At 62.6% G+C, this 14331-nt stretch carries 11 protein-coding genes; 9 read left to right on the top strand and 2 right to left on the bottom strand.

Features of this window, described 5'->3' with window-relative positions; genetic code table 11:
- Nucleotides 1-174 precede the first annotated feature (174 nt).
- The 4 genes from PspR76_RS19520 to PspR76_RS19505 all read left to right on the top strand — a co-directional run bounded on the left by PspR76_RS19520 (nt 175) and on the right by PspR76_RS19505 (nt 5968).
- Complete coding sequence (locus tag PspR76_RS19520; RefSeq protein WP_159957907.1) at nt 175-843, top strand: ABC transporter ATP-binding protein; 669 nt, start codon at nt 175-177, stop codon at nt 841-843.
- A 1-nt stretch (nt 844) separates the two neighbouring features.
- Complete coding sequence (locus tag PspR76_RS19515; RefSeq protein WP_159957905.1) at nt 845-3307, top strand: FtsX-like permease family protein; 2463 nt, start codon at nt 845-847, stop codon at nt 3305-3307.
- Nucleotides 3297-4361 (top strand): lipocalin-like domain-containing protein, encoded by a 1065-nt coding sequence (locus PspR76_RS19510; protein WP_159957903.1) that lies wholly within the window; start codon nt 3297-3299, stop codon nt 4359-4361. The genes PspR76_RS19515 and PspR76_RS19510 overlap by 11 nt, the downstream gene beginning before the upstream one ends.
- A gap of 164 nt (nt 4362-4525) precedes the next feature.
- The gene (locus tag PspR76_RS19505) at nt 4526-5968 is read left to right on the top strand and encodes a hypothetical protein (RefSeq protein ID WP_159957901.1); all 1443 of its coding nucleotides are present in this window, start codon (nt 4526-4528) and stop codon (nt 5966-5968) included.
- Between the two features lie 61 nt (nt 5969-6029).
- Here PspR76_RS19505 and PspR76_RS19500 read toward each other — a convergent pair whose 3' ends face one another.
- Complete coding sequence (locus tag PspR76_RS19500; RefSeq protein ID WP_159957899.1) at nt 6030-7130, bottom strand: SMP-30/gluconolactonase/LRE family protein; 1101 nt, start codon at nt 7128-7130, stop codon at nt 6030-6032.
- 2 nt (nt 7131-7132) lie between these two features.
- Nucleotides 7133-7804 carry a sterol desaturase family protein gene (locus PspR76_RS19495; protein ID WP_159957897.1) on the bottom strand — a complete coding sequence of 224 codons (672 nt, stop codon included), beginning with the start codon at nt 7802-7804 and terminating at the stop codon, nt 7133-7135.
- A 284-nt stretch (nt 7805-8088) separates the two neighbouring features.
- Here PspR76_RS19495 and PspR76_RS19490 point away from each other — a divergent pair, with 284 nt between their 5' ends.
- The 5 genes from PspR76_RS19490 to PspR76_RS19470 all read left to right on the top strand — a co-directional run bounded on the left by PspR76_RS19490 (nt 8089) and on the right by PspR76_RS19470 (nt 14184).
- A complete protein-coding gene (locus PspR76_RS19490; protein WP_159957895.1) occupies nt 8089-9012 on the top strand; it encodes a substrate-binding domain-containing protein in 924 nt (307 codons plus the stop codon).
- A gap of 63 nt (nt 9013-9075) precedes the next feature.
- On the top strand, nt 9076-10584 hold the full coding sequence (locus tag PspR76_RS19485) for a sugar ABC transporter ATP-binding protein (RefSeq protein ID WP_159957893.1): 1509 nt from the start codon (nt 9076-9078) through the stop codon (nt 10582-10584).
- The gene (locus PspR76_RS19480; RefSeq protein ID WP_159957891.1) at nt 10550-11542 is read left to right on the top strand and encodes an ABC transporter permease; all 993 of its coding nucleotides are present in this window, start codon (nt 10550-10552) and stop codon (nt 11540-11542) included. The genes PspR76_RS19485 and PspR76_RS19480 overlap by 35 nt, the downstream gene beginning before the upstream one ends.
- A 26-nt stretch (nt 11543-11568) precedes the next feature.
- Nucleotides 11569-12648, top strand: a complete 1080-nt coding sequence (locus PspR76_RS19475; protein ID WP_159957889.1) for an alcohol dehydrogenase catalytic domain-containing protein — start codon at nt 11569-11571, stop codon at nt 12646-12648.
- A gap of 3 nt (nt 12649-12651) precedes the next feature.
- A complete protein-coding gene (locus tag PspR76_RS19470; RefSeq protein WP_159957887.1) occupies nt 12652-14184 on the top strand; it encodes an FGGY-family carbohydrate kinase in 1533 nt (510 codons plus the stop codon).
- Nucleotides 14185-14331: the final 147 nt, after the last annotated feature.

Here is a 14331-nt window from a genome sequence, read left to right as displayed (position 1 = left end):
ACGTTGCGGTTAGAAAGTTGCCATGCAGGGCAACTAACAAGTTGCCGATTAGGGCACTTGGCGGGCAATTTAGAGGGGCGAGGGTGGGCAAGCAGTGAAATCCATGTGAAAAATTTGCGTGGGGCTGGCAGTCAGCCGTTATTCTCGTTCGGAGTCCTTCGAGCGAGCGTTCTTATGTTGCAAGTGCAAGGTGTTCTTAAAAACTATGCCACCCCGCAAGGCCCACTGGCGGTGCTGGCGGGCGTCGACCTGCACTTGAGTGAGCGTAGCAGCCTGGCGCTGATGGGCGAGTCGGGCAGCGGAAAAAGTACCTTGCTGCACCTGGTGGCCGGGCTGGATCGCGTGGACGGTGGCAGCATCCAGGTCGGTGAGCAGCGCCTGGATCAGTTGAGCGAGGCGCAACTGGCGCACTGGCGGCGGACTGAAATCGGCCTGGTGTTCCAGCAGTTCAACCTGATCGGCAGCTTGCGCGTCGACGACAACCTGGCCTTCCAGGCGCGCCTGGCGGGGCGCTATGACCCGCAGTGGCAGGCGCAGTTGGTCGAGCGCCTGGGGCTGGGCGATTTGCTCAAGCGCTATCCCGAGCAGCTGTCCGGCGGCCAGCAACAGCGTGTGGCGGTGGGGCGTGCATTGGCGTCGCGCCCTGGCTTGCTGCTGGCGGATGAGCCTACCGGCAACCTCGACGAAGCCACCAGCGATGAAGTGCTGCAACTGCTGCTGGACCTGCTGCGCGACAGCCCCACCAGCCTGTTGATGGTTACCCACAGCCCGCGCATTGCCGCACGCCTGGACCGACAGGTGGTGTTGCATCGCGGGCGTGTCGTGCCTGCGGATGCACGCTGAGATGGCAGTGTTTTATTGGGCGTTGCGCGCGTTGCTGAGCCATTGGCGGCGCCACCCGGTGCAGTTTTTCAGTGTACTCACGGGCCTGTGGTTGGCCACCGCACTGTTGACCGGCGTGCAGGCGCTTAACAGCCAGGCGCGGGACAGTTACGCGCGCGCCAGCCAATTGATCGGCGGTGAGCCGCAGGCCAGCCTGAGTGCGCCGGACGGCGCGAGCTTTCCCCAGGCCGTGTTTGCCCAGTTGCGCCGCGCTGGTTGGCCGGTGTCGCCGGTGGTGCAGGGGCGATTGCTGCTCAAGGGGCACGCAGACCAACGCCTGCAGTTGATGGGCATCGACCCGCTGTCGCTGCCCGGTGGTGGCGCGGTGGCGGGGCAGCGGTTGAGCCAGGCGCAGATGGTCGCGTTTTTCAACCCGCCGGGGCGTACCTGGATCGCACCGCAAACCCTGTCGGCCCTCGGGCTGCGGGAAGGCGAGCAACCGCTGACCGCCAGCGGCCAAGCCTTGCCGCCGTTGCAGGTTCAGCAGGACATGGCCCCCGGCGTGTTGCTGACCGATATCGGCTTTGCGCAACCCTTGCTCGACATGCCCGGGCGCCTGTCACGCCTGCTGCTGGACAAGGCCTTTGCCGCCACGCATCCCACGCCGCCCGCTGCGCTGCAACTCAAGCAGGGCGAGGACAATAACCTCGCGCGCCTCACCGAAAGTTTTCACCTGAACCTCGACGCCCTGGGTTTTCTGTCGTTTGTGGTGGGGCTGTTTATCGTCCACGCCGCCATCGGCCTGGCGCTGGAGCAACGCCGTGGGCTGCTGCGTACATTGCGTGCGTGCGGGGTCAGTGCGCGCATGCTGATTCTCAGCCTGGGCGTGGAGCTGGGGGTGTTGTCGTTGCTCGGCGGCGTGCTTGGCGTGGCCAGCGGTTACCTGCTGGCCAGCCTGCTGCTGCCGGATGTGGCCGCCAGTTTGCGCGGCCTGTATGGCGCCGAGGTGCCGGGCCAATTGAGCCTCAGCCCGTGGTGGTGGATGGCCGGGTTGGGCTTGAGCCTGTTGGGCGCGCTGCTCGCGGGTGGCAGCAGCCTGTGGCGGGCGGCGCGCTTGCCGTTGCTGGCGCTGGCGAACGCCCAGGCCTGGCACGACGCGCACGGGCGCTGGTTGCGGCGCCAGGGTTGGGTGGCGGCGACTGCGCTGCTGATCGCCTTGCTGGCACTGTGGCTGGGCGACAGCCTGGCCGCCGGTTTTGTGCTGATGGCCGCCTTGCTGCTGGGCGCGGCCCTTGGCTTGCCGGTGGTGCTCAACGGCTTGTTGACGGCAGTGCTCGGGCGCAGCCGTTCAGTGCTGGGCCAGTGGTTCCTGGCCGACTGCCGCCAGCAGTTGCCGGCCTTGAGCCTGGCGCTGATGGCGTTGCTGTTGGCGTTGGCGGCGAATATCGGCGCGGGCTCGATGACGTCGGGCTTCCGCCAGACGTTCAACAACTGGCTGGAGCAGCGCCTGACGGCCGAGCTGTACCTCAACCCGCAAACCCCGGCCCAGGCCGAGCAACTCACGACCTGGTTGGCGCAGCAGCCCTTGGTGCAGACCGTGCTGCCGACCTGGCAGGTCGCCGTGCAATTGCAGGGCTGGCCGGCGGATGTCTTCGGTGTGGTCGACGACCCCACCTATCGCCAGCATTGGCCGTTGCTGACGGCGGCGAGCGCGCCGTGGGACCAGTTGCAGCAAGACGACACGGTGATGCTCAGCGAGCAATTGGCGCGCCGCTTGAACGTGCAGCTGGGCGATGCGCTGGCTATCCCGACCCCGCAGGGTATGTGGTCGCCCAAGGTGGTGGGGATTTACGCCGACTATGGCAACCCCAAGGGCCATCTGCTGGTCAATTCGAAGCACCTGCTGGCGCACTGGCCGGCGCTGACACCGGCCCGCTTCAACCTGCGGGTGCTGCCGCAGAATGTACAACCGCTGGTGCAAGAGGTGCAGCGCGTGTTTGCGCTGGAAGACAGCCGCATCGTCGATCAGCAGCAACTCAAAGGCTGGTCGAGCCAGGTGTTCGAGCGCACCTTCGCCGCCACTGCCGCGTTGAACAGCCTCACCCTCGGCGTCGCCGGTGTGGCGCTGTTTATCAGCCTGCTGACCCAGAGCCAAAGCCGCCTGGGCCAACTCGCGCCGCTGTGGGCGCTGGGGGTGACGCGACGGCAACTGATGCTGCTCAACCTCGGCCAGACCTGGCTGCTGGCGGTACTCACCCTGGTGCTGGCATTGCCTCTGGGCCTGCTGTTGACGTGGTGCCTGGACGCGGTCATCAACGTGCAGGCCTTCGGCTGGCGCCTGCCGTTGCAGGTGTTCCCGTGGCAACTCGCGCAATTGTTGGGGTTGGCACTGTTGGCCACGTTGCTGGCTTCGGCCTGGCCGCTGTGGCAGCTGTACCGCAGTCGCCCGGCGGATTTGCTGAGGACTTTTGCCAATGAAGATTAAAGCCCTGTTGTGGGCCGCCGTGTTGCTGCTGACGGCATGCGACAAAGCGCCCGCGCCACCAGAAAGTTTCGCCGGCCTGGGCAGCGCTGCGGCGGACTTTGCCCAGGTGGTGCCCGGCAAAGTCTTCAGCTTTCCCGAGGACCACGGCCCCCATGATGGTTTTCGCATCGAGTGGTGGTACGTCACCGCCAACCTCAAGGACGCGCAAGGCAATGTGTTCGGCGTGCAATGGACGTTGTTTCGCAATGCCTTGAAGGCGGGGCCGACGCAACCCGGCTGGCATGACTCAACCATTTGGCTCGGCCACGCCGCCGTGACCTCCGCCAACCGCCACTACGCCGCCGAACGCTATGCCCGTGGCGGCGTTGGCCAGGCCGGTGCCCAGGCGCTGCCGTTCAACGCCTGGATCGACGACTGGAATTTCGCCACCCGCCCCGGCGCATCAAGCCCGTTGGCCGACATGCAACTCAAGGCCGGTGGTGCGCAATTCGCCTACGACTTGCACCTGACTTCCAGCCGCCCGCTGGTGCTGCAAGGCGACAACGGCTACAGCCGCAAATCCGATCAGGGCCAGGCGTCCTACTACTACAGCCAGCCGTTTTTTACCGCGACCGGCAGCGTCAGCATCGACGGCAACACCTATCAGGTCAGCGGCCCGGCCTGGCTTGACCGCGAATGGAGCAGCCAACCGCTGGCGGCCAGCCAGACCGGTTGGGACTGGTTCTCGCTGCACCTGGACCGTGGCGAGCAACTGATGCTGTTCCGCGTTCGGCAAACAGACGGCGCGGGCTATCTCACCGGCACGTGGATCGATCAACAAGGCCACACGCAGACCTTGCACAACGCCGATATCCAGCTCACACCCGTGGCCACCACTGACATCGACGGGCGCAGTATTCCTACACGCTGGTCGCTGAAAATTCCTGGTAAACAGTTGGATATCACCACACAGGCCGTCAACCCGAAGGCGTGGATGAACCTGAGCATTCCCTACTGGGAAGGGCCGGTGCAGTTTGACGGTGGGGTGGGTTATCTGGAGATGACCGGGTATTGACGCGCCTTTTTTGTAGGCGCTTGAGCGGTTGACCTATTTTCCGAGGGGCAAATTTTTTCAAAAAATACTGTACATGCATACAGTCTTGTCCTACATTCCATCCCAGGTGACCGGATGTCACCGATCACCTGAGCTTCAATTTTTTAACTATGGATGGATAAAAAATGAAACCTGCAAAAGCCTTTATGCTGGGCGCGGCCATGATGGCCTCCTGCTTTATTTCGGCCTCTGCCCTGGCCGAGCAAACCCTTCCCACACTCACCCCCGGCACGGTCAACCAGACCTTGATTGACGCGCTGAAACCGGGCGGCACGCTGACGCCGGTGCCGATCTCGGACGAGGTGCTGCAAAAGTTTCTCGACGCCAAAAATGGCAAGGTAAAACCCGCTGTCAAAGCGGCCAAATCCGCACCGTTCAACACCGCCGTCGGCGAGTTGAAAAAGCCGAGCCAGGCCAACCTGAAAAGTGCTGCCGTCGCCGCCTTTGAACCGTTGTTCCCAACCCTGGATATCAACACCCTCTACACCATCGACCAAGTGCAAACGGGCCAGGAGTTTCCTTACCACTTCAACCTGCCGCACAACGCCCGTGTATTGGTGCAGTTGATCAACCAGAGCGCCGGTGCCGATATGTCGCTGAGCCTGTTCCGTGATGACGGCCAGGGCAATCCGCAACTGATCGACACTTCCGACAGCCCTGGCAATGCCGATGAATACCTGGGCGGTATCCTGCCGGCGGGGGATTACTACTGGTTCATGGTGGCCAAGACCGCGAACAACGCGCAGTTCAGTTTCGGCGTGGCGGTGGACACCAATATCGATGCCTATGAACCCAACGACACGCCGCAAACCGCCTTCGCGCTGCCGGACTCGATGAACAAGGTGACCGGCAACCTCGACAACGCCAATGACGTCGATTACTTCGACTTCAAGGCGGTGCGTGGCCAAAGCGTGAGCATGTACCTGGCGGGCGATGAGAGTGGCAGCCGTAACCAGTGGATCTTCGACCGCTTCGATGGCGTGAACTGGATCACCGTACCGGCCGGTTCCACCTCGACTTACCCGAGCGTCACGCCGGGCTCTACCGTCAAGGTGCGCGTACGCGCCAACCCGGCCGTGACACAGGACCCGACCAAACAGTACAGCCTTAGCCTGGGCTCTACGCCGCGCTTGAACAGCTCGGATGTGAAGGGCGACAACATCGTGCGGGTGCCGGCCTCGGTATTCTGGATGGCAACCCAGGCTGGGCGGACGTTGACCTGGAGCACCAACTGGTCCGATTCCACGGGCGCACCGCTGTTGGGTGTCACGCCGATCCTGCGCGTCGACAAGCACTTTGTAGGCACCGAGTACAACTGGACCGACTACAAGGCCACCACCAACAGTGCGGGCACGTCCCTGGCCAGTGCCGCGCTCGGTACCTGCTTCGGTGAAAACCGTGTGCGGTACCCGGATAGCAGCACCGGTGTGAAGTACAACTGGGAGACCACCTTCAACTTCGGCGGCTGGCGAATCGAGCTGGACGAATACCCAGGTGTGGGTGTCGGTGGTGACAATGTGTCCTATGTGACCTTCGGGCACATCTGCACCCAGGATATCGTTCACTGATCCATTGCTGCAGGCGTGAGGGGGCAGTCCATGCGGACTGCCCCTTTTTTATTCGCGGGTGTTATTCGTGGGCCAGTGCGAGCTTCAAGGGCAGGCGCGCCATGCTCGTGCTGTTCAATGAGCCCAGGTACAACCAGTCGCCATATTCGCGCGCGGTGGTGATGGGCGAGTAATTGCCCGCGCTGCCATCCTGCAAATTGGCGATGACCTTGCCGTCGGTGTCCAGCCCCAGCACGAAGGCTTTGCGCTCGATGGGCTTGGGCACCACCATCAGCGCGCGCACCATCACCTTGCGCATCAGCGGATAGCCGGCGAACCCATCCAGCAACGGGTTGCGCGGCGAATACAGGGCGACCCAAAAGCGCTCGTTGCCGTTGAAACTGAGGTTGTCCGGCAGGCCTGGCAGGTTGTCGATAAACAGGTCGTGGCTGCCGGTGCGCTCGCCTTTGAGCCAGTAGCGGCTGATGCGGTAGGCGCCGGTTTCATTCACCAGCACGTAGTTTTCATCCGGGCCGAGCGCCACGCCGTTGGCGAATTGCAGGTGGTTCAGCAACACCTCGGTGGTGCGGTTTTTGAAGTCGTAGCGCAACAGCCGGCCATCGCCGCCATGCTCGATCACGGCTTCGCCATCCTGGCCGTAGCCCCAGCGGCTGGAGGCGTCACTGAAATAGGCAAAGCGCCCACTGGCATCGATGGTCACATCATTGGTAAAACCAAAGGGCAGGCCGTTCGCGCTGCTGCTCAACAGCGTGAGTTGACGATTGGCATCCAGTGCGAGCAAGCCCTTGACGCCGTCGGCGATGATCAAGCGCCCATCCGGGTGCAGTGCCAGGCCGAGTGGGCGCCCACCGGTATTGGCGAGCACCTCCAGGCTGTGGCTGTCGGGCGATGTGCGGATGATGCGCCCGTCCTGCAGGCCGCTGACCAGAAAACCCTGGGCATCCAATAACAACGCCTCAGGCCCGGCGATGTCCGGTGCGCCAATGCGTTGTACCGCCTGAAGCCGCTGGTTCTCGGCGTAGGTGCCGTGTTTCAGCGAGGGCGCCTCGGGCGGGGCCCAGTTCACCGGTTGTACGTGGGTGGGCATCAGCAGCAGAAAGGCAATCAGCGCCAGTGACAGAACAAACAGCCCATGGCGAAGATTTTTGCGGCGGTGGTTCATGACTATTCCTGGTTGTCGTGGGCGTTAGGTTCCCAATGCAGAGTGCCGAACAGGTAATCCATCAGCGGAAGAACGATATTGAAATTGCGCCCCTGCATCAGCTCACGGCGATGATGCAACGCGTGCAGTTGGTGCATCTGGCGAATCCAGGGCAGGCGCGCCACGGGGTGATTGGCGGGCAGGTGCTCGCAGGCGTGAAACACTTCGTAAAGTAAATAACCGAGGATCATGCAGCCGGCAAACAGCCCGGCGATGTTCGGGCTCAGGTGCGCGAGCAGCCACCAGGCGGGCAGGGTGATGGCCAGGCTGTGCAGCACGATCAGCCACGCCGGGAACAGGATCACGCGCCAGTCCCGTGGGCTGTCGTAGGTCATGTGACCGGGCGTGAAGAAACTGTGGTGGTCGCCGGTGTGGCGTGCATAAAACAGCTTGGCGAGGCTGTGTTTGTGATGGCCCAGGTGGCGGTGGACGAGGTAGATGCACAGGTTGAAGAACACCAGCGTCAGCGGCACCGTCAGCCACTGCAGCGGGGTGATGGCCTCGGTGGTGGACCAGGCCAGGGTGATGCAGAAAATGCCGTAACCGAGGACGAAACCGGCGTGCAGCCACGGGTGGTAATGGCGGCTTATGGCGGCGCGATAGCGGGCGCGGAAGGTCTCGGTAGGGTGGGCCATGGCGGTTAGCTCGGTATTTTTTGTTGGAGGCTGAGCTTAGTTGCCTGTGAGAAATGTGCGAGTTTTTGCCCTGCGCATGAGACCCCTGTGGGAGCTGGCTTGCCTGCGATGCAAGCACCTCGGTACATCAGGCACACCGGGTTGATGCCATCGCAGGCAAGCCAGCTCCCACATCCGAAGCGACCAGTGGGGGCTTGCACAGCCCCCATTTACTTGCTAGTTTCTCGCAAAATGTTAACGATAACATTTGCTCTAAAAATAAAAACAAAACAGAGAATCACGCCATGAAAATGCTCCCGAAAACCCTGTGTTTACTGGCTGTCAGCATCACCCTCGGCGCCGCGGCCCCTGCCTTTGCCGACGCCGCCAAGCCCATCCGCATCGGCGCCTCCTTCCAGGAAATCAACAACCCCTATTTCGTCACCATGAAAAACGCCCTGGAAGAAGCCGGCGCGACCATCGGTGCCAAACTGATCATCACCGACGCCCGCCACGACGTGTCCAAGCAGGTCAGCGACGTCGAAGACATGCTGCAAAAAGGCATCGATATCCTGCTGATCAACCCCACCGACTCGGTCGGCGTGCAATCGGCGGTCAAATCCGCCCACGCCGCCGGTGTCGTCGTCGTCGCGGTAGACGCCCAGGCTGACGGCCCGCTGGACTCCTTCGTCGGCTCGAAGAACTTCGACGCCGGCTTCCAGGCCTGTGAATTCCTGGCCAAGAACATCGGCGACAAAGGCAATATCGCGATCCTCGACGGCATCGCCGTGGTGCCGATCCTTGAGCGTGTGCGCGGCTGCAAAGAGGCCGTGGCCAAGCACCCGGACATCAAGATCGTGAGCATCCAGAACGGCAAGCAGGAGCGTGACCAGGCGCTGACCGTCACCGAAAACATGCTGCAGGCCCAGCCCACGCTCAAGGGCATTTTCAGCGTGAATGACAACGGCTCCCTCGGCGCACTCTCGGCCATCGAAGCCAGCGGCCTGGACGTGAAACTGGTCAGCGTCGATGGCGCACCGGAAGCGATCAAGGCGATTCAGAAGCCGGGCAGCAAGTTCATCGCCACCTCGGCGCAATACCCACGCGACCAGATCCGCCTGGCCCTGGGCATCGCCCTGGCCAAGAAGTGGGGCTCGCAAGTGCCTGCCACCATTCCCGTGGACATCACCTTGATCGATCAGGCCAAGGCCAAGGACTTCAGCTGGTAACTCGCCCAGGCCCCACCTAACCCGTGGGGCTTGAGGTCTCCTTCTGAATACGAGGTCGGCGGTATGAGCAGTCTTCTGAAGCTGGAAAATATCTGTAAGCGTTACCCAGGCGTACAGGCCCTCAAGTCCATCAACCTGCAAGTGGAGCGCGGCGAGATTCATGCCTTGCTCGGGGAAAATGGCGCGGGCAAGTCGACCCTGATGAAGATCCTTGGCGGTGTCGAGCATCAGGACGAAGGGCACATCCTGATCGATGGCCAGGCGCAGCAGTTCGCCACCTACCGCGACGCCATTGTCGCCGGTATCGGCATCGTGTTCCAGGAATTCAGCCTGATTCCCTACCTCACGGCGGTGGAAAATATCTTCCTTGGCCATGAACTGAGCAACCGTTTTGGCCTGTTGCGCAAGCGCGCGATGGTCGAGGCGTCCGAGGCGTTGTTCAAGCGCCTGGGCGTGAGCATCGACCTGCAGTGCGCGGTCAAGCACCTGAGTGTGGCCGAGCAGCAGTTTGTCGAAATCGCCAAGGCGTTGGCCCTGGATGCGCGCTTGCTGGTGCTCGATGAGCCGACGGCGACCTTGACGCCCAGCGAAGCCGAGCTGCTGTTCGAGATCATGCGCGAGCTCAAGCGCCAGGGCGTGGCGGTGATTTTTATCTCGCACCACCTGGAGGAGATTTTCCAGGTCTGCGACCGCATCAGCGTGTTGCGTGACGGCGGTAATGTCGGCGTGACCGATGTGGCCGACAGTGACATCGATCGCCTCGTCGAGATGATGGTCGGTCGGCGCCTGGAAAGCAGTTTTCCACCCAAGCCGAGCAACGCACGCGGCCCGCTGTTACTCGAGGTCAAGGACATCCAGTTGGTGCGCAACGGCCCGCGCAACAGCTTCCAACTGCACAAAGGCGAGATTCTCGGCTTTGCCGGGCTGGTCGGCTCAGGCCGCACCGAACTGGCGCTGGGCATGATGGGCGCGCTGCCGTCGGTGAGCAAAGAGGTGTGGCTGCGCGGTGAAAAAGTCACCCTCGATGATCCGGCCCAGGCGTTGGCCCACGGCATCGGCCTGCTACCGGAAAGCCGCAAGAGCGAAGGGCTGATCACCGACTTCAGCATTCGCGAAAACATCTCCCTGAACAACCTGCCCAAATACCAGCACGCTTGCGGGTTGATCGACAAGGCCAAGGAATGCGCCAGCGTTGAAGACCTGATGCGCCAGCTGTCGATCAAGGCGCCCAGCGGCGAAAGCCGGGTGTTCAACCTAAGCGGCGGCAACCAGCAGAAGGTGGTGATTGCGCGCTGGATCAACCACCACTGCGACGTGCTGGTGTTCGACGAACCCACGCGCGGCATCGACGTCGGTGCCAAGGCGCAGATCTACGCACTCATGCGCAGCCTTACCGAACAGGGCTACGCGATCATCATGATTTCCTCCGAGCTGCCGGAAGTCATCGGCATGTGCGACCGCGTCGCCGTGTTCCACAAGGGCGCTATCGTCAAGCTGCTCGAAGCGTCCGTCGTCAACCCACAAGAGGTCATGCGCCATGCAACAGGGGGCTCAAGTGAATATGTCCATTAACACCGGCGACACCGGCCGGCTGCGCCTGAACCTGGCGCGGCTGGTGCGCTCGCCGGCGTTCTACCCATTCGTGGGGTTGGTGGTGGTGACGCTGGTGATGATCTTCGCCAGCGATAACTTCCTCACTGCCAGCAACCTGTCGAATATTGCGCGCCAGGTGTCGATCAACGCGATTATCGCGGTGGGCATGACTTGCGTGATTCTCACCGGCGGCATCGACTTGTCGGTGGGCCCGGTGATGGCGTTGTCCGGCACCCTGACGGCGGGGTTGATGGTTGCGGGCCTGCCGCCCGGCCTGGCGATTGGCGCCGGGATGCTGATCGGCGTGGCCTTCGGCATCGGCAACGGGTTGTTCGTCGCCTACCTGCACATGCCGCCGATCATCGTCACCCTGGCGACCATGGGCATCGCCCGTGGCCTGGGCCTGATGTACACCGACGGCTACCCGATTTCCGGGTTGCCGGAATGGTTCGGTTTCTTCGGCCGCCAAAGCCTGTTCGGCATTGAAGTGCCGATCCTGATCATGCTGATCACCTACTTCGCCGCCTACGTGCTGCTGCAACACACGCGCATCGGGCGCTACATCTACGCCATCGGCGGCAATGAAGAAGCGGTGCGCTTGTCCGGCGTGCGCGCCGCGCGTTTCAAGCTGCTGGTGTATGGCATCAGCGGCCTCACGGCGGCGATTGCCGGGTTGGTGCTGACTTCCCGCCTGATGAGCGGCCAGCCGAATGCCGGCGTGTCATTCGAGCTGGATGCGATTGCGGCCGTGGTACTCGGCGGCGCCTCGATTGCCGGTGGGCGCGGGGTCATCGTCGGCACCTTGCTCGGCGCCATGCTGCTCGGCGTGTTGAACAACGGCCTGAACATGCTTGGCGTTTCGCCCTACGTCCAGAGCGTGATCAAGGGCGGGATCATTTTGCTGGCGATTTTTATCAGCCGTCAGCGCCATAAATAAACTCCTACAAGACAGGACCGAACACCATGGACAAGCACACCGAAATGCAAGCCGTCGTCTGCCACGGCCCGAAAGACTACCGCCTGGAGCGCATCGGCAAACCCAAGGCGCGCCCTAATGAACTGGTGATTCGCATCGCCGCCTGCGGCATTTGCGCCAGTGACTGCAAATGCCATTCAGGCGCGGCGATGTTCTGGGGTGGCGACAACCCGTGGGTCAAGGCGCCGGTGGTGCCGGGCCATGAGTTTTTCGGCTACGTGGAGGAAGTGGGCGAGGGCGCCGAGGAACACTTTGAAGTCGCGGTTGGCGACAAGGTGATTGCCGAGCAGATCGTACCGTGCGGCAAGTGCCGCTTCTGCAAGTCGGGCAAATACTGGATGTGCGAGGTGCACAACATCTTCGGCTTCCAGCGTGAAGTGGCCGAAGGCGGCATGGCCCAGTACATGCGCATTCCGAAGACGGCCATCGTGCACAAGATTCCCGAGTCTGTGTCGCTGGAAGACTCGGCGTTGGTGGAACCCATGGCGTGCTCGATCCATACCGTCAACCGCGGGGAAATCCAGCTCGATGACGTGGTGGTGATTGCCGGCGCAGGCACCCTGGGCTTGTGCATGGTCCAGGTGGCCGCACTGAAAACCCCGAAAAAACTGGTGGTGATCGACATGGTCGACGCGCGCCTCGAACTGGCCAAGCAGTTCGGCGCCGACGTGGTGATCAACCCGTCCCGCGACAACGCCCGCGACATCATCAACGGCCTCACCGACAACTACGGCTGCGACGTGTACATCGAAACCACCGGCGTGCCGGCTGGCGTGACCCAGGGCCTGGACCTGATCCGCAAGCTCGGGCGCTTTGTCGAGTTCAGCGTGTTCGGCGCCGAGACCAGCGTCGACTGGTCGATCATTGGCGATCGCAAAGAACTCGATGTACGCGGCGCGCACCTTGGCCCGTATTGCTACCCGATTGCCATCGACCTGTTCGAACGCGGGCTGGTCACCTCCAAGGGCATCGTCACCCATGACTTCCCGCTGGACGACTTTGCCGAAGCGTTCGAGCTGGCCAATTCGACCAAGTCGATCAAGGTGCTGTTGAAGCCGGTGGTCTGAGCTATGAACTATGTAATGGGCGTCGACATTGGAACCCAGAGCACCAAGGCGCTGCTGGTGGATGGTCAAGGCACGATCATCGCCCAGCACAGCCAGGGTTATCGCGTGGATACCCCGAAAGTGCGCTGGGCCGAGCAATGGCCGCAGGTCTGGCTGGACGCCGTCGAGGCCTGCGTCGCGCAGTGCATGGCCAAGGCTGGCGTCGCGGCCGCGCAGGTCAAGGCGCTGTGTATCAGCAGCCTGTACGGCGGCTCGGGGATTGCCGTGGATGCGCAGATCACGCCGCTGCACCCGTGCCTGATCTGGATGGACCGCCGTGCCGGCGAACAAGTGGCGTGGGTGCGTGAGCATGTCGACCTGGAGCGTTTGTTCGCGGTCACCGGCAACTCGGTGGACAGCTACTACGGCTTCACCAAGATGCTCTGGCTCAAGCAGCACCAGCCGCAGGTGTGGGCCGAAACCCGCTACCTGCTGCCGCCCAACAGCTATATCAACTGGTGCCTGACCGGCGAGTTGGCGGTGGACCACAGCAGCGCCGGCAATATCGGCGGTGTCTACGATGTGGCGCAGCGCGGCTGGTCCGAAGAGATGCTCGCGGCGTTGGACATTCCCTTGGCGATGATGCCCGAGCGGCTGGTGTATTCCGGCGAAGTGGTGGGCGGGCTGCTGGAAAGCTGGGCCACGCGCCTGGGCCTGCAGGCGGGCACGCCGATTCTTGCCGGTGGCGTGGACGCCGCCATGGCGACGTTGGCAGCGGGCGTCACGCAACCGGGCAACCATGTGGCGATGATCGGCACCAGCATGTGCTGGGGCTACTTGAACCAGCACGTCGATGCACGCCATGGCTTGGTGAGCATGCCGCACGTCTACAACGGCCAGCGCGACCTGTACATCTTCGGCGGGGCGATCACCGCCGGCGCGTCGGTCAGCTGGTTTCGCGAGCAGTTCTGCCAGGCCGAGGAACAGCAGGCCAACGCCACCGGGCAGGACAGCCTGGTGTTGCTGGAGCAGAGCGCGATGACGATCCCGGCCGGCAGCGAAGGCTTGTTGTTCCTGCCGTACTTGATGGGCGAGCGCAGCCCGGTGTGGGATGACCGCGCCAGCGGCAGTTTTGTCGGGCTGAACCTGTATCACAGCCGCATCCACCTGTACCGCGCGGTGCTGGAAGGGGTGAGTTTTGCCCTGCGCCACAACATCGAAGCCGGAACCCAGGGCGCGCACTCGCTGGACCCGCGTTTGATTGTGGTGGGTGGCGCGAGCCATTCGGATTTGTGGATGCAGATTATTGCGGATGTCACGCGGTATCCGGTCTACACCATCGTGCAGGAGGTGGAAGCGGCACTGGGCGCGGCGTTGCTGGCGGCGCACACGGTGGGGTTGGTGAGTGATGGGGAAATGGAAAAGGGCTGGGTGCAGTTGGCGTTGAGGGCGCAGCCCAAGCGCGAGAATGTCGCGGTGTACGACCGGGCGTTTGGCGAGTATTTGAAGTTGTATCCGGCTTTAAAACCCATCATGCACAGCCTGCAAGCCAACTGATTCAACCCGGTCCGGAAATGTGGGAGCTGGCTTGCCTGCGATAGCGGTGGGTCAGCCAGCTCATTTGTCACTGATACACCGCTATCGCAGCGATGCGGCGACCCGACAAGCCAGCTCCCACAGGGGTCTTCTCATTGTTTTTGGAAT

This window comes from Pseudomonas sp. R76 (assembly GCF_009834565.1).
Lineage (GTDB): Bacteria > Pseudomonadota > Gammaproteobacteria > Pseudomonadales > Pseudomonadaceae > Aquipseudomonas.
This window is presented reverse-complemented; position numbering and strand designations above follow the sequence as displayed.